This is a genomic window from Salipiger sp. 1_MG-2023, assembly GCF_030547555.1.
Taxonomy (GTDB): Bacteria; Pseudomonadota; Alphaproteobacteria; order Rhodobacterales; family Rhodobacteraceae; genus Salipiger.
The window spans coordinates 1-24794 of the sequence record NZ_JAUOQN010000044.1 but is presented as its reverse complement, the minus strand read 5'-3'; the positions used below and the strand labels follow the sequence as shown (position 1 = coordinate 24794).

Here is a 24794-nt window from a genome sequence, read left to right as displayed (position 1 = left end):
TTGGGGCGTTCATCAGGCGACCTCTCTGGCGATGGTTGCAGGGTGCGTGCGGTAGAAATCCTGCGCCGCGGCGACGCCGGAGCCGAGCGTGATGTTCAGGCCGAAGTCGGCCATGCACATCTCCATGGTGGCGATCCCGGACAGCATCATCACCTCGGTCAGGCTGCCAAGATGGCCGATGCGGAACGCCTTGCCCGCCAACTCTCCAAGGCCGACGCCAAAGGCAACGCCGTAGGTCTGCGCCGCATGGCGAACAAGATCCGTGGCGTCGAAGCCTTCGGGCGTGCGGATCGTGCTGACCGTGTCGGACATGAGGTCCGGGCTTGCGGCACAAAGCGGCAGCCCCCAGGCCCCGACCGCCACGCGCACACCGCTGGCGATGCGGGCATGGCGGGCAAAAACGTTGTCCAGCCCTTCGTCCAGCAGCATCCGGCACGACAGGTTCAGCCCGTTGATCAGACCGACGCAGGGCGTGTAGGGATACGCGTCCTGCCCATAGGCGCGCTGCATGTCGCGAAAATCGAAGAAGGTGCGGGGCAGGGTCTCGCCGCTCTTGGCCGCCGACATCGCCTTGGGGCTGACCCCGAGAATGGCAAGCCCGGCAGGCAGCATGAACCCTTTTTGCGACCCGGTGACGGCAATATCCACGCCCCATTCATCAAAGCGAAAATCCATCGATCCGATGGATGACACCCCGTCCACGAACAGCATCGCCGGGTGGCCGGCGGCGTTCATCGCCCGGCGCACCGCGTGAATGTCCGAGCGCACGCCGGTGGCCGTCTCGTTGTGGGTGGCCAGCACGGCGCGGATGCGGTGCTGGGTGTCTGCCGTCAGGATTTCCTCAAACCGATAGGCGGGAATGCCTTGGCCCCAAGGCGTTTCCACAACCTCGACGTTGAGGCCATGGCGGCGGCACATGTCGATCCAGCGGTGGCTGAACATGCCGTTGCGCGCCGCCAGAACCGTGTCACCCGCTTTGAGCGTGTTGCTCAGCGCCGCCTCCCAGCCACCGGTGCCGGTGGATGGAAAGATGAACACCTCGGCCCGCTGGCTTTTCAGCACCCGGCGCACGCCGCTGCGGGCAGGGCGCAGGATCTCGCCGAACAGCGGCGAGCGGTGGTCGATGGTGGGCATGTCGCAGGCCTTGCGAAGCCCCTCGGGGAGGTTCGTCGGACCGGGAATGAAACTTGGGTTCTGAAGGCTCATGGCACTGGCTTTCTGTTGCAAGTTGGGGCGCAGGTCATTGCAGGTACCGGTCAAGCACGAGGGCCACATGGATCGCCTTGCGCGCGGCACCATCGTGGATCTGATGGCGACAGCTGGTCCCGTCGGCCACGATAAGCGCGTCGGGGGCCGCATCGCGTACGGCGGGCAACAAGGCGGCCTCGCCCATCTTCATCGACACATCGTAGTTCTCGGCGGCGTAGCCGAAAGCACCGGACATGCCGCAGCACGAGCTTTCGATCATTTCCACGTCCAAGCCCGGCACCCCGCGCAACACGGTTTCCACCGCGCCCATCGCGCCAAACGCCTTTTGGTGGCAGTGGCCGTGCACATGAACGGTCTGCCCGCCCGCATCCCCGACCGGCAGCGTCAGGGTACCCGCCGCGATGTCTTCGGACAGCAGTTCCTCGAAGATCAGCGCCTTGCCCGCCATGAAGCTGGTTTCTTCGGCAGGCAGCAGCGCAGTCATCTCGTCGCGAAAGGTAAACATGCAGGACGGTTCCAAACCCACGACCCGCGCGCCCGCGTCAACGAAAGGCCGAAGCGCCCCAAGGGTGCGGCGCAGTTCGGCGCGCGCCTCGTCGGTCTGGCCCGAGGCAAGATAGGTCCGCCCGCAACACATCGGGCGGCGGCTGCTGCCCACGGTGACGCGGAGGATGCGGTAGCCCGCCTTCACCAGAACACGCTCGGCAGCCTCGAGGTTTTCGGATTCGAAGTAGCGGTTGAACGTATCGCCGAACAACACGATGTCGCGCCCGTCGCCCTTGACGTCCTGCGGCGCGGCGGGGGCGCGGTCCTCGACCCAGGGCTTGCGCCATTGGGGCAGGGTGCGTCTGGCCGAGAACCCCAGCCATTGCTCGGACAGCTTCGCCAGAAACGGCACCTTGTCGCGCAGGTTCACCAGCGGGGCAAAACGCGACGCCATGGCGGCATAGCGCGGCATATGGGCGATGAGCCGTTCGCGTAGGGGCAGGCCGTGGCGCTTGTGGTAGTGGTGCAGCACCTCGATCTTCATCCGCGCCATGTCGACCCCTGTGGGGCAGTCGCGCTTGCACCCCTTGCAAGATACGCACAGATCCATAGTTTCCTTCATCTCGGGCGAGGTGAAGGCGTCTTCGCCAAGTTGCCCCGAGATCGCGAGGCGCAGCGTGTTGGCGCGCCCCCGCGTCAGGTGTTGTTCATCTCGCGTGGCGCGGTAGGACGGGCACATGGTGCCGCCCGACAGCTTGCGACAGGTGCCGTTGTTGTTGCACATCTCGACCGCGCCGCCGAAACCGCCCCAGTCGGACCAATCCAGCGCGGGTTCTGCGGGCAGCTTGGTCTTGTAGCCCGGCTTGAAGCGCATCAAATCGCGGTCATCCATGCGCAGCGGGCGCACGATCTTGCCGGGGTTGAGACGATTTTCCGGATCGAAACTGTCCTTCACCTGTTCGAAGGCGCGGGTGAGTTCGGCCCCGAACATCGGCTCGACATATTCCGACCGGGAAATCCCGTCGCCATGCTCGCCCGAGAACGATCCCTTGTATTTGCGCACCAACTCGGCGGCCTCTTCGGCGATGGCGCGCATCGCATTGGCGCCTTCCTCGGTCTTCATGTTGAGAATGGGCCGCACGTGCAGGCAGCCGACCGAGGCATGGGCGTACCATGTCCCGCGTGTGCCGTGGCGTTCGAACAGATTGGTAATGCCGTCGGTGTAATCGGCGAGATGTTCAAGCGGGACGGCGCAATCCTCGATGAAGGACACCGGCTTGCCCTCGGATTTCATCGACATCATGATGTTAAGACACGCCTCGCGCACGCCCCAGACCGCCTTTTGGCGATGCGGCTCAACCACCTCGACCACAGCATCCGCATGGCCGTGATCGGCCATGCACTGGTCCAGCCTTTTGAGATCGCCTTTCAGCGCATCAAGGTCATCGCCCGCAAATTCGCAGAGCAGCAGGCAGTTGGGCGTGCCCTTGGTGATGTCGCTGATGGTGCGCACAAACGCAGGGATGTCGGCGCCCATGACCAGCACGTTATTGTCCACCAGTTCGACCGCGACAGGGCCAAGCGCGACAAGGTGCTGCGTGGTTTCCATGGCACTGCGGAAATCGGGGAAGTGGCACACGCCCATCACCCGATGCTTGGGCAGGGTCGACAGTTTCAGGGTGACTGCCGTGCTGAGTGCAAGCGTGCCTTCGGAGCCGACCAGCAGCCGCGACAGGTTCGGCTGGGCGGGCAGCAGCTCGTCAAGGTTGTAGCCGCCAACACGGCGCTGCACCTTGGGGAAAATCTCGTCGATGCGCTCGCGGTGGGTGTCGGCCAGAGCGGTCAGGCTGCTCATGATCTCGCGCATCCGGGGAGAGGGGTTTTCCGACCAATGCGCGGCATCAAGGCGGAAGCTGTCGCCGTCATGCATCAGCCCTTCCATGGCAAGAACATTGTCCACCGTCTTGCCAAAGCGCAGCGATCGTGCGCCCGACGAGTTGTTGCCGCACATCCCCCCGATGGTGCAGCGCGAGGCGGTCGAAGGTTCCACCGGAAAGAACAGTCCATCCTGACGCGCCCGCTCGTTCAGCGTGTTAAGCACCATGCCGGGGCGCACGGTCACCGTGCGCGCGGCGGCGTCGTAATCCAGCATGTCGTTGAAATGGCGTGACATGTCGAGGATCAGCCCGCGCCCGATGGGCTGGCCGTTCTGCGAGGTGCCGCCGCCGCGGGCGATGACCGGCACGCCATGTTCCGAGGCGATCTGAAGCGCCGCGGCAATGTCGTCGGCGGATTTGGGGTAGGCCACGCCGGTCGGCATGATCTGGTAGATCGAAGCATCGGTGGCATAGCGACCACGGGTGAAGGCGCCAAAATCGGTGCCGCCTTCCATGGCTTTGGACAGCGCGCTCTCGAAGGCCTGCGATCGGGCCACGGCACGGGCGGCGGGGGTGGTGCTGCGCTGAGGCATGGGAGCATTCATCTTGTGGCCTCCTTGGATTTTGGCATGAGGGGGGCGGCTCCGGGCCAAAGGCGGCCCGGATGGTATTGATTTTTAAACGTTAAACCCGTGGGTTAGCTGGTTTCAGGCTGCGCGTCGGGGGTGCCGTCCGATGGCGGCTTGCGGCGGATCTGCCCCCAGATGCCATAGGCCAGCGACACAGCCGACAAGATCAGCAGCGTGCCGGTGATGGGGCGGCTGACCAAGGTCATGATGTCGTGGTCGGCAAGGATCAGGCCCTGACGCAGGCTCACCTCGGCGATGGGGCCAAGCACCAGCCCGATGATGAAGCTTGCCACCGGCAGACCGTAGCTTTTCAGGAAGAAGCCCACGCCCCCGAAGACCAGCATCACCGCCACATCCGACACGTTGTTGTTCAGCGCGAAGACCCCGGTCATGCAGAGCACCACGATAGCCGGACCGACAAGCTGGTAGGGCGCCCGAAGGACAACGGCAAACAGCCGCGCCGCCCGCAGGCCGAAGACCAGCATCAGGATGTTGGCCAGCAGCATGCCGATGAACACCGAATAGACGAGGTCCGAATTGTTCTGCATCAGCATTGGTCCCGGCACGATGCCGTGGATCGTCAGACCGCCGATCATCACCGCGGTGGTGGCAGAGCCGGGGATGCCCAGGGCCAGCAGCGGGATCATCGAGCCGCCCACCGCCGAGTTGTTGCCGGACTCCGGCGCGGCGATGCCCTCGGGCGAGCCCTTGCCGAACAGCTCTGGCTTCTTGGACCACCGAAACGCTTCGGAGTAGCTGATGAAGGCGGCGGTGGTGGCGCCAACGCCGGGCAGGGCGCCGATGATGGTGCCGATGACCGAAGAGCGCAGCAGCGTGGCCTTGGTGGCCATGAACTCGGCAAAGCTCGGAAGCTGGGTCGAGACCTGAGTCATCTGTTCGCCCTTGGGCGGGCCGTCGGCAAATCGTTGCAGCACCTCGGCAAGGGCGAAAATGCCGATGATGGCGGCGATGAAGCTGACCCCGGTCAGCAGCATCATGTTGCCGAAGGTGAACCGCGCGGTCCCGGTCAGCGGATCAAGCCCGATCAGCGCCACCGCAAGGCCCAGAAGCCCGGCGATCAGTCCCTTGACCAGCGAGCCGCCGCCGATTGAGGCGATTGCCGTGATGCCCAGCACCGCAAGGGCAAAATACTCTGCCGGGCCAAATTCCAGCGCAAGGCGCGCCAGCGGCGGGGCCGCGAACATCAACACCAGCGTGCCAAAGATGCCGCCCACCGCCGAGGCTGCCAGTGCGATCCCCAGCGCCTTGCCCGCCTCGCCACGTTTGGCCATGGGGTAGCCGTCGAGCGAGGTGCAGGCCGCCTCGGGAGAGCCGGGGGTGTTGAACAGGATCGCGGCGATGGAGCCGCCAAAGGTGGACCCGACGTAGACACCGCCAAGCAGCAGCATGCCTTCCGTCGGATCAAAGGCAAAGGTGAAGGGGATGAGCAGCGCCACGCCCACGATGCCGGTCAGGCCGGGGACGGCGCCAAAAACGATGCCCCAGATCACGCTGAACAGGATCAGCAGAAAGCTCATGGGATTGCCGACCATGTACCCGGCGGCGGAAACGAATGCGTCTAGCATGGGATTCTCCGGTGCTGGGGCGGCTTAGTAAAGCGCCTGGCTGAGATCGTAAAAGATGCCTGTGCCCCGGGGCAGCGACAGCGACAGCCCATAGCTGAAGAAGGCCGCCAGAAGCAGGGTGAAAGCGGGGGCGAAGAGCAGCTTCGCCAGCGTGTTGCGGTAAGGAAGGATAAAGGATCCCGCCCAGAGGAAGACCAACGTTGCCAGCAGAAAGCCGACGTATTGCAGCGCAAAGAAGTAGCCGATGATCAGCGCGCCGGTCACGATCAGCCGCGTGTAATAGCCTTGCGGCACGTAGGCCTCGAGTTCTTCATCAAGCGTGCGCGGCCCGCCGGAGGGCGCGGCGATCAGGCCCGCCACCTTTTGCGCCAGATGGATGGCACAGCAGATCCCGAGCGCCCCGAACACCATCTTCGGCCACATGTCGCTGTCAACCTGAGCGTAGCGTTTCGACACGGGTAGCGCATCGGCAGTGAACCAGAGCGCGACGGACGCGATGGTCATGGCCGCGAAGACGACCACTTCGGACAGTTTGTAGAGCATGTCGCCAGCCCCTCCCCAGGCTGGGGCGGACCCGTGGGCCCGCCACGCCGATAAGATCAGTAGCCGAGCTGGTTCATGATGGTGCTGTAGGTCTCCACTTCCTTGTCGAGGAAGGTCTTGAACGCGCCCGGCCCCATGAACTCGGACCGGTACTGAAGCGCGCTGTCGGCCTCGACCTTCTTGTAGCCCTCATCGGCGGCGGCGTCCTTGAACAGCGACACCAGCGTGTCGATCTGCGCCGCGTCGGTGCTGGGGCGAATGCCGAAACCACGCCAGCGGCCCAGCGTCACATCATAGCCAAGCTCGGCGGCGGTGGGCACATTGGGCAGCTCTTCGAGCCGTTCGTCCGAGAACAGCACGATGGGGATGAGATCGCCGGATTCGATCAGCCCGCGGGTCGGGCCGTATTCCTCGTACATCATGTCGAGGTGCCCCCCGAGAGTGTTCGACACCATCTCGGCGGCGCCAAAGGGCACGGTGCCCAGCTCGATCCCCGCCTCTTCGTTGAACAGGCCGATCAGCGCGTCGTCAAAACCCGCCGAGCCGGTCACCCCGACCTTGAGGCCACCCGGCTCTTCGGCCTCGGCGGCGAGCACATCGTCGAGGCTGCGAATGTCGCTGTCCTTGGAGACCAGCAGCAGGCCCTGATCGTACTGGATGCGGACCAGCGGCTGCACGTTCGACAAATCGATCCGGCCAAGCGCGTGGTTGATCACGTCATCGGGGCTGAGCGACACCAGCGTGTAGCCGTTGGCCGGACGCTGCATGAAGGTGACGAAGGCGGGGACACCGCCGCCGCCGGTGATCGAGATCGGAACAAAGCTCTGGCCGGTGGCCTCCTGCATCGGCTCGGAGATGGCGCGGATAAAGCGGTCGGTGCCGCCGCCGGGGCCATACTGGTGGATGATCTCCACCGTGCGCTCGGGGTAGTCACTGGCGAGTGCGGGCGTGGTTGTTGCCGCGACGGCGGCGATCAGGGCGATGCCGCGCATGGGCCGTCCTACGGGTGTCATGGTCTCTCCTCCCATAATGATGTCGGTCGCCGCCCCTCCTCCGTGGCGCGGTCGGCCTCTACCCGGCGCCGACGCCGGGTATGCGGTGCCCGGCTGGCGGGCACAAAAGGCTTTGGCTCACTCGGCTGCGAGTGGCTCGTAAGCGGTCTGTTCCAATTCCGCCATGGCTGCGGCGACGCCGCCCTGGTTGTGCGGAACCCCGGCTTTGCGCAGGCCAAGTTCCACCCCCGTCAGGGTGCCGGCCAAGGTCAGATCATTGATGTCACCGAGGTGGCCGATGCGAAAGACCCTATCGGCCACTTTGGACAGGCCATTGCCGAGCGAGATGTCGTAATGGCGCAAAGCGCTTGCGCGGAAGGCATCGGCGCTGTGCCCTTCGGGCATAAGCACCGCTGTCAGCACGCCCGATTCCTGCCCCTGCTGCGCACAAAGCACCTCGAGACCCCAGTGGCGCACCGCCGTGCGGGTGGCAGCACCATGACGCTGATGACGGGCATAGACGTTGTCCAGCCCTTCTTCGTGCAGCATCGCGATGGCCTCGTTGAGGCCGTAAAGCATGTTGGTGCCGGGGGTGTAGGGGAAGTAGCCGGTTGGATTGATCGCGGCCATTTCCTGCCAGTCCCAGTAGGAGCGGCGCATGCCGTTGCTCTTGGAATACTCAAAGGCCTTCTGGCTCACCGCGTTGAACGACAGACCGGGGGGCAGCATCAGGCCCTTCTGCGAGCCGGAGACGGCAACGTCCACGCCCCATTCATCGAACCGGAAGTCGATCGAAGCCAGCCCCGAGATCGTGTCGACCATCAGAAGCGCCGGATGACCCGCCGCGTCGATGGCTTGCCGCACCTGCGCGATGGGCGAGACGGACCCGGTCGAAGTCTCGTTATGGACCACGCAGACCGCCTTGATCTCATGAGCGCTGTCCGCGCGCAGGCGCGCCTCGATGCGATCGGGATCGGCCCCGCCGCGCCAGTCGCCTTCGATGAACTCGGCGTCCACGCCGAGCTTGGCCGCCATCTTCTTCCACAGCGTCGCGAAATGGCCGGTTTCGTACATCAGAACCTTGTCGCCCTCGGCCAGGGTGTTGACCAGGGCCGCCTCCCAGGCGCCGGTGCCGGACGAGGGGTAGATGAAGACATGTTGATCCGTCTTGAAGATCGTCTTCATCCCCGAAAGCGCCGCCTTGCCAACATCGGCAAAATCCGGGCCGCGGTGGTCCATGGTCTGCGCCGAGATCGCGCGCAACACCCGGTCGGGCACCGGGCTTGGCCCGGGGATCTGAAGGAAATGGCGTCCTGCCCTGTGTGTCATATTGTGTCCTCCCTGACGCCGCAGGCGGGCAAGACCCCTCTGCGGCAATATGAATTATGAATGCATTTTCATCAGCGAGGTGTCAACTGATAAGATTTTTCCCAATCCTGCGGAAAAATGCTAAGACTGCTTCCCACTTGTCCTGCAATGGTAATAATGAAAAATTATGCATGCACAAATAGGTCGCACAGACCAGCCGTTCGCGGAACCGGCGCTTCATAGGGGTACCCAGAGATGACCACAGCTCTTTCGACGCCGACGCCCTTCCGCCGCAAATCCCTGCACGCGGAGCTGACTGACGCGATCCGCAACCAGATCGTAAACGGCGATCTCGCCCCCGGCATCCGGGTGCCGGAAAAGGATCTCTGCACCTTTTACGGCGTGTCCCGCACGCCGCTGCGCGAGGCGCTCAAAGTGCTGGCCACCGAAGGGCTGCTGTCACTGGAGCCGAACCGGGGCGCATGGGTCAGCCGCATCACGCCCGAGGATCTCGACGAGGTGTTCCCGGTCATGGGCGCACTCGAGGCGCTTTCCGGAGAACTGGCCTGCAAGCACATCAGCGACGCCGAAATCGGCCATATCCGGGTGCTGCACCGGCAGATGCTGAAACATTACGAGAAGCGCGATCTGGCGAAGTATTTCGAGGTGAACCAGCAGATCCACGAGGCGATCCTGAACGCCGCCCGCAACGAGACGCTGGCCACGCAGTACCGTTCACTCGCCGCGCGGGTGCGGAGAGCGCGCTACGTCGCGAACATGACGCAAGAACGCTGGGCGCAGGCGACGGACGAGCACGAGCAGATCATGGATTGCCTCGAGACCCGCGACGGCGAACGGTTGTCTTACGTGCTGAAGCTCCATCTTGAGAACAAGCTCGAGACGGTGCGCCAATGGCTGCAAGACAATCACGACTCGTCCTGACCGCCGCACCCACGCCAACATCGGCATCCCGCCCATGCCGCTGGTGTTTGCAACCGGTACACCGAGACCGTGGGTCCACCGGCAGATCTCCTTGATAGTAAAACTCATAATCCACATTAATAGATCACAGAAATATAGCCGGGACACACAATCATTCCCGCCGCCGCCGGTGGGCTCTTCGCCGATCCGAACATAGCCCGAGACGCGGTCTTCACCGCTGATGGAGGGGCCCCCGTGCTGGTGCGCGTCGTCGCCCGGCGCGCGGGTGCCGGATCTGATGCGTCACTTTTCCGACTTCGCTTGGCAGAGCGCGGTGCGCTACCATTTCGCCAACTGGAGCCCCGACGCACGTGGACTACCTTGCAAGCACTTTCAGCGGCCCCCTCAGACCGCCCTGAGGATCGAAGGCAGAGATCCGCGCCGGGTCCACGTGCAGGTCAAGCGCTTCGCCCAGTTCCACGCGCCTTTCGGCGGGCAGGGTCACGGTGATCCGCTTCGGGCCGAGATTGAACGACACGATGCGCTCGGGGCCTGTCAGCTCGACCAGATCGACGGTGCCGCGCAGCGTCAGCGCTCCAGGCATCTCTTCGGTCTTCAACGCCTCAGGGCGGATGCCAACGACCACAGGCTCCGTCGCGCTGCAACGCAGCAGCGCGCCCGCGACCGACAGCCCGCCGGGCACCGGGGCCGCCTCGATCATGTTCATCGGCGGGGCGCCCATGAACTCCGCTACGAAACGCGAGGCGGGCCGCTCGTAGATCTCCTCGGGGGTGCCGAGCTGCTCGATCCGCCCGCCCTGCATGACCGCGATGCGGGTTGCCAGCGTCATCGCTTCGATCTGGTCATGGGTGACGTAGACCATGGTGACACCAAGCTGCTGGTGCAGGCGTTTCAGCTCGGAACGCATCTCGAGACGCAGCCTAGCGTCGAGATTGCTCAGCGGCTCGTCGAAGAGGAACAGCTTCGGCTTGCGCACCAGCGCCCGGCCGATGGCAACGCGCTGGCGCTGGCCTCCCGAAAGATCGCCGGGCCTGCGGTCCAGCAGATGCTCGATCCTGAGTACCTTCGCGGCCTCCGCCACCGCCGCGTCGCGCTGCGCCTTCGGCGCGCCGCGCATTTCCAGCCCGAAGCCGATGTTCCGCGCCACGTCTAGGTTGGGGTAAAGCGCGTAGCTCTGGAAGACCATGGCGATGTCCCGGTCCTTGGGATGCACGCCGTTCAGCACGCGCCCGTCCAGGACCACCTCGCCCGTTGTCGGCTCGGACAGGCCGGAGATCATGCTCAGCAGCGTCGATTTCCCGCAGCCCGACGCGCCAAGCAGCACTAGGAACTCGCCGTCCCGCAGCGTCAGGTCGATGCCCTGCAACGTCCGGACCGTGCCGAAATCCTTGGTGATGTCGCGGATTTCAAGCGTGCTCATGCCGGGACCTCCTGCACCATGTAGCGGCGCGGTTGGCTGGAGACCGCGCGCGAGGCGCAGGCCGTGCCGGCGTCCATCGCTGCCTGCAACCCGCGGGGCAGGGCCGCGAGGAAGGCCGCGTTGAAGATGTCGCCCGCGCCGATGGTGTCGATCACCGCCACCTGCGGTGCGGCGACGCTGGCGCGCTCGGTTCCCTGCCGAGCAACTGCGCCCTGCGGGCCGCGCTTGATGACCGCGATGCCGCGCGGGGCAAGCGCCTCCAGCGCCTCGGCCGGGTCGTCCCGCCCGGTGACGGCGGCGGCCTCGATCTCGTTGAAGAGCACGATCTCGGAGCGGTCGATCCAGTCCAGAACGCGCGTTCGCCACGGCCCCCAGCCCTCCGGCGGCCAGCCGGTGTCGAGTGCGACCTCAATCTTCAGCGCGTCGCAGCGGTCGAACAACGCGTCATATGCATCGGCCAGGCGCGGCGACAGGAAGCTGCCGCAAAGCAGCAGTTTCCCGCCCGCCAGCGCCTCCCAGTCGAGCTGCCGCTCGACATCGGGCCAGTCGAACAGAGGCAGGTGTCCGGCGGTAGACAGGAAGGTGCGCTCTCCGTCCGGATGGGTGACGCCCACGGACAGGGTCGTCGCGCCCGGCATCTTCGGCCAGCCCGCCGACATCGCCCCGAACCCCGCGCGAAGCCAGTCGCCGTAAGGATCGCTGCCGGTGGCGGCGGCGATCTGGAAAGGCACGTCCAGCGCCATCCACGCCAGCGCGGCATTGCCCGCCGCGCCTCCGACACGGGTTTCGCTTTGCGGGCAGATCACTTCGGTGCCCGGTTCAGGCCAGGGGGCAAGCGGCCCCATGATCAGGTCGACGTTGACGTTTCCGACGGTTGCAAGCGGTGTCATTCGACCGTCGTCACCTTGGTGCAGCGCATGGGCGTGCCCGCGTCGGGCAGGCGCGAGGCGGCAAAGTCCACCATGAAGCGCTGCGCCGCCGGCAGCAGCGAGAAGGCCCCCGCAAGGCCCTGTGCAGGATGACACGGCACAGTCAGCGCGCCATCGATCGGCGCCGCGCCGGACGCGTCGAAGACCACCACCGGCGAGCTGCTCTTGTCCAGCACGAACTGGGCCAGGCTTGTGACATGGCGCGCCGAGGCGTCGGCATCGCGGAAGAAGATCACCCCGACCTCCGGCGCCAGCATCTCGACCGGGCCATGCCGCAGCTGCCCGCCTTCGAGCGAGAAGCACGGCAGGCGCGACAGCTCGGTCAGGCCAAGCGCGATGGCCTCGGCCACGCCCTGCGCGGTGCGCCCCGAGGTCACGAGGCAGCGTGCCGTGCCCAGATGCGTCACCGCCGCGCCGACGTCCGGGGCTTGCGCCTGCATTGCGCCGTACACGTCGCCCAGGCTCACCCCCAGTTCAGCCAGAACGGCGGCATGCAGCGCCAGCGTCACGGTCAGCGAGCGGGTGGCGGCAAAGGGCGTTTCCGCGCCCCCCGCCCCGACGAGACAGGGCGCCAGCCCCGCCAGCGTGCTACAGCCCTGCATGGTCAGGCCGAAGGCATCGCGCGGCGCGTGGCCCTCGCGGAACCAGCGCAGCACCTCGGCGCTTTCGCCCGACTGCGAGGTGACGATGACCGTCGTGCCATCCAGCGGCAGAGGCGCGTCAAGTTGTTCCGACAGCGTCACCGCCACCGCGTCGATGCCAAGCGCCCTGTACGACGGCTCCAGAATACGCCCCACCGCGTGCGAGCCGCCCATCCCGAGCAGCACCAGCCGGCCGGTTTCGCGGATGCTCGCAGCGATCTGAGCGGCGCGCCCGGCGTTCCCGTCGATGGACGCGCGGCTGTCGGCCATCTGCCGGGCCATTTCGTCATAGAGCGGTTGGATCTGCGCGAAGGGGGTTTTCAGCATGAGTGTCATCCCTTGACACCTCCGTTGGTCAGCCCCGAGATCAGGGCGCGTTGCATGAGAAGCCCGACCGCCACAGGCGGCAGGGCGGCGATCACTCCGGCGGTGGCGATCATGCCGTAATCGGACACCCGACCTCCGGCGAGGTCAGCGATGGCGACGCTCAACGTCTTGGCGTCCTGGTTGGACGTGAAGAGCAGCGCGTAAAAAAATTCGTCCCAGGCCAGCAGGAAGGCGAAAATCAGCGCCGTTGCCACCACCGGCAGCGCCAGCGGCAGCAGGATCAGCCGCAGCATCTGCCACAGGCTTGCCCCGTCGATCGCCGCCGCCCGTTCCAGATCTCGCGGGATCGGGTCGAACCCGGCCTTGAGCAGCCAAGTGACGAAGGGCGCGAGGATGCTCAGATACACCAGCGCCAGCCCGAAGACGTTGTTGAGCAGGCCAAACCTTGCAAGGATCAGGTACAGCGGCACCGACAGCGCCACCGGCGGCAGCATGTAGGTGGCAATGACCGCGCCGAGACTCCAGCCCAGCCTCGGCTGGCGCGAGGCGGCCCAGCCCGCCGGGATGCCCACCGCCAGCGCCGCGAGGGTCGCCATCGTCGCCACGCTGACGCTGTTGCGCAACGCGGCGAGGAAGGCGGCGCCGGTCTCGGGGCTCAGCAATTCGGCATAGCGCGAGAAATCGAAGGTTTCTGGCCACCAGACCAGCGGTTTCGCCATCAGTTCGGCCTGTGACGAGACGCTCATCAGGAACAGCCAGGCCAGCGGCGCCAGCACCGCCACTGCGACGAGCAGCGCCGTGAGGTGGATGAAGACAGTGAAGATCGGCGAGGGTTTCATGCGCCTTGCCCCGCGGCTCGGCGCATCAGTGCAAGGTAGGATACCGCCAGTACGGTGATGATCAGCGTGATGATCAGCGCCAGAGAGGCGCCCGATCCCGCGCGCTGAAAGGCGAAGGCCTCCTGGTAGACCAGCAGCGAAAGCGAGCGTGTCGAATTGGCCGGCCCGCCGCGCGTCATGATCCAGATAAGGTCGAAGACCTTGAACGCCTCGATGGTGCGCAGAACCAGCGCCACCATTAGCGGCCCCACGAGGCAGGGCAGCGTCACGTGCCGGAACCTTTGCCAGGCATTGGCCCCGTCGGAGACGGCGGCATTGGTCAGATCCTTCGGCACCGCCTGCAGCGCGGCCAGCGAGATCAGCGCCACCAGCGGGAAGTTCTTCCAGACATCGGCCACGATCAGCGCGGTCATCGCGGTGCCCGGCTGGCCAAGCCAGCTCTGGTAGCTGTCCGCAAGGCCGACCTGCGTCAGCAGCGCGTTCAAAGCGCCGTATTCGGGGTTGTAGATCAGCCGCCAGAGCGTCGCGTTCACCACCGTCGGCAGCGCCCAGGGCAGGATCATCAGCGCCCGCAGCAGCGTGCGCCCGTAAAAGCGCTGGTTCAGCAGCAGCCCTACCAGCACACCCAGCACCAGCTCTGCCCCCACCGACCAGACGGAAAACGTCAGCGTCGCCTTCAGCGCATTCATGAAATTGCGGCTGCCGAGCATCTTTTCGAAATTCGCAAGGCCGACGAAATCGCCCCCGGTGCCCACCAGCCGCGCATCGGTGAAGGACAGCCGCACGGTGTCGGCCAGCGGCCAGCCGATGACGGCAAGCATGACGGCAAGCAGCGGCAGCATGAGAAGCCATGCCCGCAGGGTCAGACGGTCGGAGAACATGGGGTTTCCTTCAACGGGTCGGGCGGGACCGGCGGCCCCGCCCCGGGGCCTTTACAGCCCGCTGTTCTCGGCTGCGCCTTCCAGCGCCTCGGCGGGCGAGGCCATGCCCAGCAGCGCCTCCTGCAGGCCCTGCTGCAGCGCCATCGACATCTCCTGGTACTGCGGCGTCATCGGGCGCGGGTACATCACCGCAAGGCCCTTTTCGGCGGCGGCGATCAGCTCTTCCTGCCCTTCGGTCACCGCCGGGTCGGTGTAGGAGGACGCCCAGATCGGCAGGCTGAGCCGCGCATACTCGTTCTGCACCGGCTGCGAGGTCATGTGGACGATGTACTCCCACGCCTCGCCCGGGTGCTCCGAGGTCGAGGTGATCCCGAGGCCCATCGAGCCGTTGACGGCGCTGTGCTCGGACACGCCCATCACGCCCGGCGCGGCGACGACGCCGACCTTGCCCTTGACGCTGCTGTCCTCGCTGGCGTTGGCGAGGTTGTACATGTAGGTCCAGTTCAACGCGAAGGCCGCATCGCCGTTCTGGAACACCGCGCGCACGTCCTCCTCAAGGAATTCCTTCGAGTTGGGGTTGCTCAGGCCGTCTTCCATGCTCGCGGTCATGTATTCCAGCGCCGACAGCCCGCCGCCGGATTGGAACGCGGGCGCGCCATCCTCGATGAAGCTGCCGCCAAAGGCGGACAGCAGCGTGGTGTAATCGCAGACCGCGGCCTCGGCCTGCGCCCAGGACCAGGCGATGGGATATTCGACGATGCCCGCCTCCTTCACCGCCTTCGCGGCCGCGGCAAGCTCTTCCCAGGTGGCGGGAGGCTCGACCCCCGCCTCGGCAAGCATTTCCTTGTTGTAGAATAGGTACTTGGTGTCGAGGATCCACGGCATGCCGTAGCTTGCGCCGTCGTAATCGACGGTGGTCCAGGCGCCGGGCAGGATGCCGGCCTTCATCTCGTCAGTGATCTTGTCGGTGACATCGACCAGAACATCGTTCCCCGCGTATTCGGCGGGCCAGATCACGTCGAACAGCACCACGTCATAGCCGCCGCCCGATCCCATGGACAGCACCGTCTTGTCGTGCAGCCCCTCGTAGGGGACGAATTCGAGGTTCACCGTGATCTCGGGGTTGGCCTCCTGGAACGAGGCGGTCATCGCGCGGATGTCGTCCTCGCTATAGGCGGCCTGGGCCATGAAGAGGGCGTTCAGCGTGGTCTCGGCCTGGGCGGCAGTCGCACTCAGCGCGGTGCAGGCCATCAGGGCGGCTAGTCTGGTCATGTCGTCTCTCCTGTCGGGGTCTGGTTATTTAGTCCAGTTGATAGACTTAAGGTGGACGAGTCGACGCGCAGCTGTCAATGTGTTTTCATGGAACCCAGCCAGAACCCCATCAGGGCCGTGGTCGGATCGGGTCTCGAGGCCGCGGCGGCGCACAATCGCCGGGCAGTGATCGACGCCATCCGGGTCAACGGGCCGCTCAGCCGTGCTGCGCTGTCGCGGGCGACGCGGCTGTCGAAACAGACGCTGTCGAACATCGTCGAACATCTGGAGGCGGCGGGGCTGCTGGTCGCCTGTGATCCGGTGGCCGAGGGGCGGGGCAAGCCGTCGATCCCCTACGATCTTGCGCCGATGGGGGCGCTGTCGCTTGGCGTGCAAATCGACCGAAGCGTTGCGCGGGCGGTGGTGATGGACCTGCGCGGCAGCGTCGTGGCGCGGCACGACGCCCCGCTGCCGGGGCGAGACCCCGAGGCCGGACTCGCGGTGCTCGAGCGGCTCATTGCCGAGGCACGCGCGGCGCTTTGTGCCGAGGACGCGGGCCGCATCGTCGGTCTCGGCGTCGCGATGCCCGGCCCCTTCGGGCCGGACGCGGGCGCAGTGCGTGATGATTACAGCATGGCGGGGTGGCGCGACGTCAATCTTGCAGAGCGGCTCGCCAAGGCCACCGGCCTTGAGGTCGTTCTTCAGAACGACGCGGGCGCGGCGGCGATCTCGGAGAAGCTGACCGGGAAGGCGCACGGGCTGCGCAACGCGGTCTGCCTTTACCTTGGCTACGGTCTCGGGGCCGGGCTGATCGTCAACGGCGAACTTTACGGCGGCCATCATTGCGACGCTGGGGAGATCGGAATGATCCCGCTGCCCGGCGGCGCGCTGCTTGAGCACGAGGTCGCGCTCGGGGCGCTCTGCGACCGGTTCGGCATCGCGCAGGACCGGCCCGACATGTGGCGCGGGATCGAGACGCTGGTGCACTCGCCTGACCCCGAGGTTCAGGCCTGGCTGACCCGCGCCTCTGGGCACATCGCCTGGGCGGCGCGCATGCTGGAACTGACGCTCGATCCCGAGGCAGTGATCCTCTGCGGCACGGCTCCCCGCGCACTGCTAGAACGGCTGGCCAGCGGGCGGATCGAGGTCGGCCACGCCGACCCCTGGCTCGTCGCCATTGGCGCCGCAGCAGAACCCATCGCCCGCAATTTCGACCCGCGCCACGCGGCGCTGCTGAAAGCGTGCCCAACCCGCGCGGGAAAGTACGGTACGAGCTGAACCCGGCTTTGATGCTGTGGGCCGCCCCGGTTTCTGTGGCGAGGTCATTCCGAATGCTGAAGGCGCGCCAGAAGGAGGTCGATACCGGCGGCACCATATATCTGCCGCTTCAACATCTTCAGCCTGTTGACCTGGCCTTCTGTCTGACCAGTGGACCACGGCTGCCGCAACCGTGTCGAGATCGGCGGAAAACCGGGGCGGTTCAGCTGATGCTTCAATAGGCGCTTTGAGAGATACCAGAAAGACGGCTTCGTCTGATCAAATTCCCGACAGCCCGGCGTTGGTGTTGAGCAGGTATTGCGAAAACAGCGGGCTGCTCGCCGCGCCGATGGCGCGGGCGTTGTGACCGAAGCTGCCGGCTTCGATAACGGGTTCGATCAGCCCCCTCTTGTCCTGGTTGACCAGGTAGCGCCGCGTTCGCTCGACCAGATCCTGACGCACCTTCGGCGGGAAGGCGCCATCGATCAGAATCGCGCTGAAATCGATCACCGAGCAGATCGACAGCGCCGCCTTGGCCAGTTCCTGCGCGGTCTGGCCAATCCATGGCTCCACATGCCGCATGAAGCCGCTCCAGTCCTGAGGTTGCTTACAGATCAGGGCCGGATCCAGCCCTGCCTGGCTCAGCCGCGACTCGAGCAGGTGAAGCGACGCTACGTCGATCAGCTGCTGCGACTCCCCCAGCGGTCCGGTGCTGCGCATCGAACCAAGCGCGCCGGCGTTGCCCTGATTGCCTTCGAACACCGTGCCGTTCAGCACCACCCCGCCGCCGATGAAAGAGCCAATGAAGAAATAGGCATAGTCGCGGAACCTATACCCGGTGCTATAACGGTGCTCAGCCCGGCAGGCGGCCGTGGCGTCGTTGACCATGTAGATGGACCCTCTGCAGCACCGCAACTCGGCCGCGAACCCGAAGCGGTCCTTTTCATCAGGTCTTTCTATTCAGCCGGAGCATGTAACATTCGGCGGAGACCTTGTCAGCCGACCTCACGAGGCCTTAGCCGGCGGCCTTACTCCACCCCTCGGGCACTGTCTCAGGCAGATCGTCACTTTAAGCACGGTTACGGGGCTGGCGTATTCTCGTTGAAGTCCGATGCTGCTGCCGACTTATCCGGTGCCGGAACGCTGCGGATGCGCGCTTGTTGGGATCAAGATCGCGGCCGCCAACTTGGCGGCCTGAAAGGAACAAAATTGAAATTGGAAAACTTTCCCATCGCCCTCACCGATTGGTCACGGATCAAGCCCGAGCGCCATGAGGGCGATGAAGGTTTTCGCTCTGGCGTGTGCAGTATTTTGGAGAGGGCAAGAGCCGCGTCCGCCTGATCGAGCATTCCCCCAGCTACGTTTCGGATCACTGGTGTATCAAGGGTCATGTCATATTTTTCACCAAAGGGGGCCATGGATACCCGTCTCAAGGACGGCCGCGTGCTCGAGGTCCGCGAGAGCATGAGTTATAAGGTTGCCGATGACGCCGAGGTCCATTCCTCGCGCACAAGAACTGGCGCGACGCTCTTCATCGTCGACTGATCCATTTCCTCCGGTGCCGGCCTTACGGTCGGCGCAGCGCAGAGCGCCTACGGTGCGTGGTCTGCTCCCTTGGCGCGCCGGGCGCCATCCCACCGCTTGACCGTTCTGGCGTACTCGCGGGCCGTTGCGCGAGCGGGCGTCTGAACCTTCCTACGACTAGCTCCGTCGCGCCCGGCCTTGTCCATCCGTTTGCCCGTCAGCCTTCGAGGTTTGGAGTGCCGCGAGGCCGCCTCTTTCATGCAAGGGTCAGTCGTGTCGCATGAGAAAATATCGGCTAAAAATCGATCATGGTCGAAAAAGCGCCCACTATGAAGGCGTTACACGAGATCCCCCTCGGATTTCCGAATGCGAGAATTTTCAGATTATCACAGGCAAGGACTTGATATTAAATGGTTTTGCCAAATGATACGCCAGACATATAATCAACGCTTATAGGAGGCGCAGAGCTAGAGGATTTTCATTTACGTCACCGCTCTGCAGCGTCCCGGGAACTCGCCTCCCACATGGACATCCTCTTGCCCGTATCCTTCATCCTCCTCTGCACAGCGGTCGCGCTCGCCGCGGGATCTGCTATCGCCTACCTGATCGGAGCTTCGGCGATCCTGACCTTCTGGGCGGTAGACAAGGCTCAGTTCATGGCCGTTCTGCCGCAGCGCCTGTTCAGCCAGTTGGACAGCTTCGCCTTTCTCGCCATGCCGCTGTTCATCCTCGCCGGAGACTTGATGAACCGGGGGGGCGTGGCCTCTGCGCTGATCGATCTCAGCATGTCAGTCTTCGGTCGACTGAAGGGCGGTCTGGGCCATGTGAATGTCGTGACATCGGTGTTCTTCGCAGGCGTGTCCGGCTCTGCCACAGCAGACGCCGCAGCCCTTGGCAACTCGCTGGTGCCAGAGATGGAACGCCGCGGCTACACGCGTGACTACGCCTCGGCGATCACCGGCGCCTCATCGATCATCGGGCCGATCATCCCGCCGTCGTCGATCATGATCTTCTACGGCGCTCTGATGGAAACCAACGTGACCGCGCTGTTTGCCGCCGGCATCCTGCCGGGTCTGCTGCTGGCAGCGATGTTGATGGCCATGAACGCCTATTACGCCCACCGAGACGACCACCCGGGCGGCGACAGCATGGATCTGCCGCCGTTCCTGCCGTCGCTGATCCGCGCGATCCCCGCAATGCTCTTGCCGGTGATCATCCTCGGCGGGACGCTGTTCGGCTTTATGACACCGGCCGAGGCCGCAGGGGTCGCCGTACTTGCGGCGCTGCTGATCGGTATCGGCTACGGCAAGCTCAACCTCAAAGGAGTGCTCGACAGTCTGATGCGCACGGGGGTGATGCTGGGCGGTCTGTTCATCCTGCTCTGCGCGATCTCGACCTTCTCCTACATCGCGGCGCTGTTGCAGTGGCCGCAGGCCATTCAGAGCGTCGTCGAAGGCTGGGGCCTTGGCCCGCTCGGCTACCTGATGCTGATCAACGTGATCTTCCTCGGTGCTGGCATGGCGATGGATGTGAAAGCCGCCGTGGCACTCTTTGCCCCGATCTTCGTGCCAGCTGCGCTGGCCATGGGGATCGACCCGATTCATCTGGCGATCGTCATCTGCTTCAACATCACCGCCGGCCTGCTTTCGCCGCCGCTTGGCGCGGTGCTGCTGATCCTGTCGACGGTGGTCAAGCTCGACTACTGGCGGCTGATCCGGGTCACCATGCCCTTCCTGATCGCCGAGTTGCTCCTGCTGGTGGTGCTTACCTACGTTCCTGCGATCACCCTCGCCGTTCCCACGGCGCTCGGGCTGCGCTGACCCCTCCCAATCGATAGCCCTACCAACAAGGAGACCTCCCAGATGAAACCCCTTGCAACCCTGATCACCGCCGGCGCGCTGACCCTCGGCGTCACGTGCGCACAGGCCGCTGAAATCAAGATCGCGATGAACTCGGTGGACGATCCCGCCAACAGCGGCGAGGCCACCTTTGCGCATGGCTTCGCCGACGCGCTGGAGGGCTCGGATTTCACCGTCGAGATTTATCCGTCTGAAACCCTGGGCAAGGAGAAAGAGCGTCTCGATCAGGTTTCCTCGGGCCTGCTCGAGATCAACCTCGCCGCCGCATCGACCGCCTATTCGGTCTCGCCCGTCCTCAAGGGCCTGACCCTGCCGTTCTTCTTCGACAGCAGCGAGCAACTCGACAAGATCATGTCCGAAGACATGATGATGGAGGTCGCCAGCGCGCCGCTGCTCGACCTCGGCGTGCGCTTTGCTGGCATCAACTTCATCGGCACCCCGATGGGCATTCACAACGCCAAGAAGCCGATCTCGACCGTCGCCGACATGGCTGACCTGCGCTTCCGCGCCCTGAACCCCGAGCAGCTGAACCTGATGGAATCGCTCGGCTCCAACGGCACCGTGATTGCCTGGGCGGAAGTCGCCAACGCGATCCAGACCGGCGTGGCGGATGGCTACTTCAATCCGCCGAGCTCGGCCATCCGCGGCGGCCACACGAGCTTTCTGACCAACTACACCCCGGCCGACCTCTTCCCCTCGACCCGCGCCATCATGGTCTCGGATGACTGGTACAACAGCCTCAGCGAAGAAGAGCAGGGCCAGATCGATGCCGCGATCGAAGCCGGCCTCAAGGCCAACCGCGCATGGCTCGCCGACTGGACCACCGAGATCGCCGCGCATCAGGTGGAGCTGGGTGTAACCATCACCCCGCTGGCCGAGGGCGAGCGCGACAAGATGATCGAGATGGCCGCCCCGCTATGGGAAACCCAGGTCTCGGCCGAGGACTTCCAGCTTTGGACCGACGCCAAGGCCGCGGTCGAATAAGCAGGAGCGTTCATGACCGACCTGAAAAACGCAATCCTCCGGACCAGCCGGGTGTTGGATTGGGCAGCCAGCGCGGTGACTGTCACCGCGCTGGTCGTGCTCGTGGGCGTGGTCCTGCTGCAGGTGGCGGCGCGCTATATCTTCCAGCAGCCCCCCTCGTGGACCGAGGAACTGGCCCGCTACGCGATGATCTGGGCCGGCCTCATCGGCGCCAGCATGGCCTTCAAGCGCCGCTTCGATCCCGCGCTGATGAACAGCGTCAAGAACGGCCCCCCATGGCTGCAGACCGCCGCCGAGCTTGTGCGTTCGCTAGTGGTTTTTGTCTACCTCGCCCCGGTGCTGCTCTACTGCTTTGTCGGTCCCGGCATGAACCCTGCGCGCGGCTTCCTGCTGCGTCATACCAAGACCATGGCCGAGGCGCTGCCCTTCCACACCATCTGGGTCGCGATTGCCGTGCCCCTGATGATCGTCGTGATCTTCGTCCATATCCTCGCACGCCACAGTGGCGATGATGGTTCGCCGCGCCGCGCCACGCCCGACTGAACGACCGACCTGTCCCTAGGGGACGGGCGCGAAAGGAAAGACACGATGACTTACGACCTGATCCTGCGCGGCGGCCACGTCTGCGATCCGCGCTCTGGCGTGAACGGCATCGCCGATGTCGCCTTCGACGGCGGCAAGGTGGCCGAGGTCGCACCGCAGATCAGCGCACCCGCCGCGCGCGAAGAGGACATCAACGGGCTCCACGTGCTGCCCGGACTGATCGACTCGCATGTGCATGTGTCGGGTTGGATGGGCGGCGCCGCGGGACACCGGATGCTTGCACTTGCCGGGGTAACCACCGCGCTCGACATGGCAGGGCCGATCGACAGCGTTATGCAGATCGCCGCGCGCACCGGCAGCGGCCTCACGCTGGCTTGCATCGACTATGTGCGCCCTGGTCATACCGTCGACTCCACAAACCCTGAGATGCCAGAGCTCGAAGCGGCGCTCGCCCGCGCTCGCGCGGCCGGGGCCGTCGGGCTCAAGATCCTGGGTGGGCATTTCCCACTGACCCCCGAGGCCTCTGGCCGGGTCATCGAGCTTTGCGGTCGCGAAGGCGCACATGTCGCCTTTCACGCCGGCACGCTGGACACGCCGCAGAACCTCGACGGGCTGCGGCAGGCCTGCGAGCTTGCAAGCGGCCAGCCTCTGCATATGCCGCATGTCAACTCCTACTCGCGCGGTTTTCAGGGGCCGGCGTTGCTCGAGGCCTATGAGGCGGCGCAGATCCTCTCGCGCCATCCCAACATTTGGTCCGAGAGCTACCTCGCGCCCATCAACGGCAACTCCGCGAAATGTGCCAACGGCATTCCCGAGAGCGTCGCCACCCAACGCAACTTGATCGCCGGCGGCTACAGCGCCGACGTCAAGGGCATGGAGCAGGCGATCCTTGAAGGCTGGGCGCATATCCACGTCTACGCCAACGGCGTCACCCGCCTTGAGACAGGTGAGACGGCGGTGGCCGCTTGGCGCGAGGCCGAGACAGACATTGGCATGAGCTACTTCGTCAACCCGGCGGAGGCTTCGATCACGCTGGCGCTGCTGCGCCGCGAGAACGGCCGTTTTGCGATCGACGCACTGGCGACCGACGGCGGCGGCTTGCCGCGCAATGACCTGTGCGAGCGGGGCTTGGCGCTGGTCCACCTCAACGCACTAAGCCTCTCGGAGTTCGTGCTGAAGACCTCGGCCGAACCGGCCCGGATGATGGGACTTTCAGCACGCAAGGGCCATCTCGCACCGGGCGCAGATGCGGACGTGACCGTCATCGACCTCGAGCGTCGGCAGCCGGTGCTAAGCTTTGGCGGCGGCCGAGCGATCCTGCGAAAGGGTGAGGTTGTCGGGTCGGGCACGACCATGGTGGTGCCGCCAGAAGGTGTTGCGGCGGCCCGTGCGCTTGGCCTCGACACGATCATCTCAGGTCATGGCAGTTTCCAACCGGTGCATCGCGATCCGTCATCTGCCTAGGTTCTGGACCCATTGATCCTGTTCCCGGTCGCCGCACGCCGGCTTTCGGAGCTAAACCCCGCCACCTATGCCTCGGTCGAGGCGCTTGGCATCTGCATCATCGATGTTAGCACTGAGACCCAGATTGCGGACCTCGCCGGACTGAACAAAGGTTCGTTCGCAGCAAAGTATACGATCCTAGCTACCAAGGGTTTTCTAAATGGAAAGCCATAGTCTTGAACGCCTAAAAGCTCATATTTTACCTCTGTCAGTCCCGCAGAGCTTTGAGTCTGCCAGGGCTTTGTTGCGTAAGTCGCTGATTGAACGAGTTTCCCCTTTTTCCGGAAGGACTTACCCTGCGGGCTCTGTGACAGGTATGCCAAGAGCGCTGCAGCGGTTGAGGACGGCAACCCGGACCTTGATCTCAGCGACTTGGCGGTCGAAGTCCCTCGCCATGAGCCTTTGCCCCAACAGCTTCGCACAGTGCATCTTGTTCTCGACACGGCTTCGTTCCGGGCAATCGCCCCGGCACTTGCTGGCTTCCAGGGTTTGGCGTTCTTTCGAGGCGGAATGAGGGCATGTGCGCCACGGGTGGCAATCGCGTCGCGACATTTGCAGGTGTCATCGGCCCCGTCAGCGATGACCGATCCTATGACCTGATCGCGCGGGATTTGGGCGAGTAATTCCGGCAGCATCGACGCGTCACCAATATTGCTGGTAGTGACCTCGACAGCCCGGACCTCCAATGTTTCTTCGTCTATGCCTATATGTATCCTGCGTCAAATACGGCGTTTGGGGCCGCCATGCTTGCGGGCGTTCCATTCGCCTTCACCCTCGGACTGGATGCCAGTGCTGTCGATGAGGAGATTCAACGGGCCGGTTCCGTTGCGATAGGGCAGGTTCACGTTGAGCGTTCTCTGGTGGCGGCACAAAGTGCTGAAGTCCGGCACCACCCAATCTAATCCGACCAGCCGAAGCAGGCTTGCGACGAACCCTGTCGTCCGACGAAGCGGCATCCCGAACAGCACCTTCATCGTCAGGCAAGTCTGGATCGCAGCGTCGCTGAACTGGGGCTGCCACCCGCGTTTGCCGCTCGGCGCAGGTGACCAAGTCATCTCGGGATCAAACCAACCTCTCACACATGCAAGCATGTGCTGCCGGTCAGGGGATCGTCAGCGATCCGCGTTGCTTCAGTGCTGCATTATACGAAGACCAGTTCCTAGTCTTGTATTTCGTAGGGGCCAACTGGGTAGTGTCCCAACGCTTGGTGTAGGAGGCCGCGCGCGGAGCCCCCGGCGTAGCGCAGCGCGCGGCCGGGTGTGAC

General features: G+C 64.7%; 21 protein-coding genes and 1 pseudogene. 8 read left to right on the top strand and 14 right to left on the bottom strand.

Annotated elements, in window-relative coordinates:
• Positions 1 to 12: 12 nt before the first annotated feature.
• The 6 genes from bhcA to Q4543_RS17865 form a co-directional block, all read right to left on the bottom strand.
• Positions 13 to 1206 carry an L-aspartate--glyoxylate aminotransferase BhcA gene (bhcA, locus tag Q4543_RS17890; RefSeq protein WP_303440531.1) on the bottom strand — a complete coding sequence of 398 codons (1194 nt, stop codon included), beginning with the start codon at positions 1204 to 1206 and terminating at the stop codon, positions 13 to 15.
• A 34-nt stretch (positions 1207 to 1240) separates the two neighbouring features.
• Positions 1241 to 4177 carry an FAD-binding and (Fe-S)-binding domain-containing protein gene (locus tag Q4543_RS17885; RefSeq protein WP_303440529.1) on the bottom strand — a complete coding sequence of 979 codons (2937 nt, stop codon included), beginning with the start codon at positions 4175 to 4177 and terminating at the stop codon, positions 1241 to 1243.
• 92 nt (positions 4178 to 4269) lie between these two features.
• Positions 4270 to 5787: a tripartite tricarboxylate transporter permease gene (locus Q4543_RS17880; RefSeq protein ID WP_216003244.1), complete on the bottom strand. Its 1518-nt coding sequence runs from the start codon at positions 5785 to 5787 to the stop codon at positions 4270 to 4272.
• Between the two features lie 24 nt (positions 5788 to 5811).
• A complete protein-coding gene (locus Q4543_RS17875; protein WP_303440527.1) occupies positions 5812 to 6330 on the bottom strand; it encodes a tripartite tricarboxylate transporter TctB family protein in 519 nt (172 codons plus the stop codon).
• A gap of 56 nt (positions 6331 to 6386) precedes the next feature.
• Positions 6387 to 7343 (bottom strand): tripartite tricarboxylate transporter substrate binding protein, encoded by a 957-nt coding sequence (locus Q4543_RS17870; RefSeq protein WP_303440524.1) that lies wholly within the window; start codon positions 7341 to 7343, stop codon positions 6387 to 6389.
• Between the two features lie 117 nt (positions 7344 to 7460).
• A complete protein-coding gene (locus Q4543_RS17865) occupies positions 7461 to 8651 on the bottom strand; it encodes an alanine--glyoxylate aminotransferase family protein (RefSeq protein WP_303440523.1) in 1191 nt (396 codons plus the stop codon).
• Positions 8652 to 8885: 234 nt separating this feature from the next.
• Here Q4543_RS17865 and Q4543_RS17860 point away from each other — a divergent pair, with 234 nt between their 5' ends.
• Positions 8886 to 9572 (top strand): GntR family transcriptional regulator, encoded by a 687-nt coding sequence (locus Q4543_RS17860; RefSeq protein WP_303440522.1) that lies wholly within the window; start codon positions 8886 to 8888, stop codon positions 9570 to 9572.
• A 355-nt stretch (positions 9573 to 9927) separates the two neighbouring features.
• On the opposite strand, the gene Q4543_RS17855 is transcribed toward Q4543_RS17860, so the two are convergent.
• Genes Q4543_RS17855 through Q4543_RS17830 form a run of 6 tightly spaced genes read right to left on the bottom strand, consistent with a single transcriptional unit; the run spans position 9928 to position 15881 of the window.
• Positions 9928 to 10992 carry an ABC transporter ATP-binding protein gene (locus Q4543_RS17855; RefSeq protein WP_303440520.1) on the bottom strand — a complete coding sequence of 355 codons (1065 nt, stop codon included), beginning with the start codon at positions 10990 to 10992 and terminating at the stop codon, positions 9928 to 9930.
• On the bottom strand, positions 10989 to 11882 hold the full coding sequence (locus Q4543_RS17850; protein WP_303440519.1) for a carbohydrate kinase family protein: 894 nt from the start codon (positions 11880 to 11882) through the stop codon (positions 10989 to 10991). Before Q4543_RS17850 ends, Q4543_RS17855 begins: the two co-directional genes overlap by 4 nt.
• Positions 11879 to 12889: an SIS domain-containing protein gene (locus Q4543_RS17845; RefSeq protein ID WP_303440518.1), complete on the bottom strand. Its 1011-nt coding sequence runs from the start codon at positions 12887 to 12889 to the stop codon at positions 11879 to 11881. The genes Q4543_RS17850 and Q4543_RS17845 overlap by 4 nt, the downstream gene beginning before the upstream one ends.
• A 5-nt stretch (positions 12890 to 12894) precedes the next feature.
• Positions 12895 to 13728, bottom strand: coding sequence for a carbohydrate ABC transporter permease (locus Q4543_RS17840; RefSeq protein ID WP_303440517.1), 834 nt, complete (start codon positions 13726 to 13728; stop codon positions 12895 to 12897).
• Positions 13725 to 14609, bottom strand: a complete 885-nt coding sequence (locus Q4543_RS17835; protein ID WP_303440515.1) for a carbohydrate ABC transporter permease — start codon at positions 14607 to 14609, stop codon at positions 13725 to 13727. Before Q4543_RS17835 ends, Q4543_RS17840 begins: the two co-directional genes overlap by 4 nt.
• Positions 14610 to 14660: 51 nt before the next feature.
• Entirely contained in the window at positions 14661 to 15881 is a 1221-nt protein-coding gene (locus Q4543_RS17830) for an extracellular solute-binding protein (protein WP_303440513.1), read from the bottom strand.
• 87 nt (positions 15882 to 15968) lie between these two features.
• Here Q4543_RS17830 and Q4543_RS17825 point away from each other — a divergent pair, with 87 nt between their 5' ends.
• Positions 15969 to 17138 carry an ROK family transcriptional regulator gene (locus Q4543_RS17825; RefSeq protein WP_303440511.1) on the top strand — a complete coding sequence of 390 codons (1170 nt, stop codon included), beginning with the start codon at positions 15969 to 15971 and terminating at the stop codon, positions 17136 to 17138.
• Positions 17139 to 17396: 258 nt separating this feature from the next.
• Here the strand turns inward: Q4543_RS17825 and Q4543_RS17820 are convergent, their stop codons facing one another.
• On the bottom strand, positions 17397 to 18005 hold the full coding sequence (locus Q4543_RS17820) for an ROK family protein (protein ID WP_303440509.1): 609 nt from the start codon (positions 18003 to 18005) through the stop codon (positions 17397 to 17399).
• A 213-nt stretch (positions 18006 to 18218) separates the two neighbouring features.
• On the opposite strand from Q4543_RS17820, the gene Q4543_RS17815 reads away from it, so the two are divergent.
• The 6 genes from Q4543_RS17815 (at position 18219) to Q4543_RS17790 (ending at position 23491) form a co-directional block, all read left to right on the top strand.
• A complete protein-coding gene (locus tag Q4543_RS17815; RefSeq protein WP_303440507.1) occupies positions 18219 to 18458 on the top strand; it encodes a hypothetical protein in 240 nt (79 codons plus the stop codon).
• A gap of 75 nt (positions 18459 to 18533) precedes the next feature.
• Positions 18534 to 18662, top strand: coding sequence for a hypothetical protein (locus tag Q4543_RS17810; protein ID WP_303440506.1), 129 nt, complete (start codon positions 18534 to 18536; stop codon positions 18660 to 18662).
• A 503-nt stretch (positions 18663 to 19165) separates the two neighbouring features.
• Positions 19166 to 20461 (top strand): TRAP transporter large permease, encoded by a 1296-nt coding sequence (locus tag Q4543_RS17805; RefSeq protein ID WP_303440505.1) that lies wholly within the window; start codon positions 19166 to 19168, stop codon positions 20459 to 20461.
• A gap of 42 nt (positions 20462 to 20503) precedes the next feature.
• Entirely contained in the window at positions 20504 to 21484 is a 981-nt protein-coding gene (locus Q4543_RS17800; RefSeq protein ID WP_303440504.1) for a TRAP transporter substrate-binding protein, read from the top strand.
• Between the two features lie 12 nt (positions 21485 to 21496).
• On the top strand, positions 21497 to 22027 hold the full coding sequence (locus Q4543_RS17795; RefSeq protein WP_303440503.1) for a TRAP transporter small permease: 531 nt from the start codon (positions 21497 to 21499) through the stop codon (positions 22025 to 22027).
• A gap of 45 nt (positions 22028 to 22072) precedes the next feature.
• Positions 22073 to 23491 (top strand): amidohydrolase family protein, encoded by a 1419-nt coding sequence (locus Q4543_RS17790; RefSeq protein WP_303440502.1) that lies wholly within the window; start codon positions 22073 to 22075, stop codon positions 23489 to 23491.
• 330 nt (positions 23492 to 23821) lie between these two features.
• On the opposite strand, the pseudogene Q4543_RS17785 reads toward Q4543_RS17790, so the two are convergent.
• Positions 23822 to 24715: pseudogene (locus Q4543_RS17785) on the bottom strand (IS5 family transposase).
• Between the last annotated feature and the right edge of the window lie 79 nt (positions 24716 to 24794).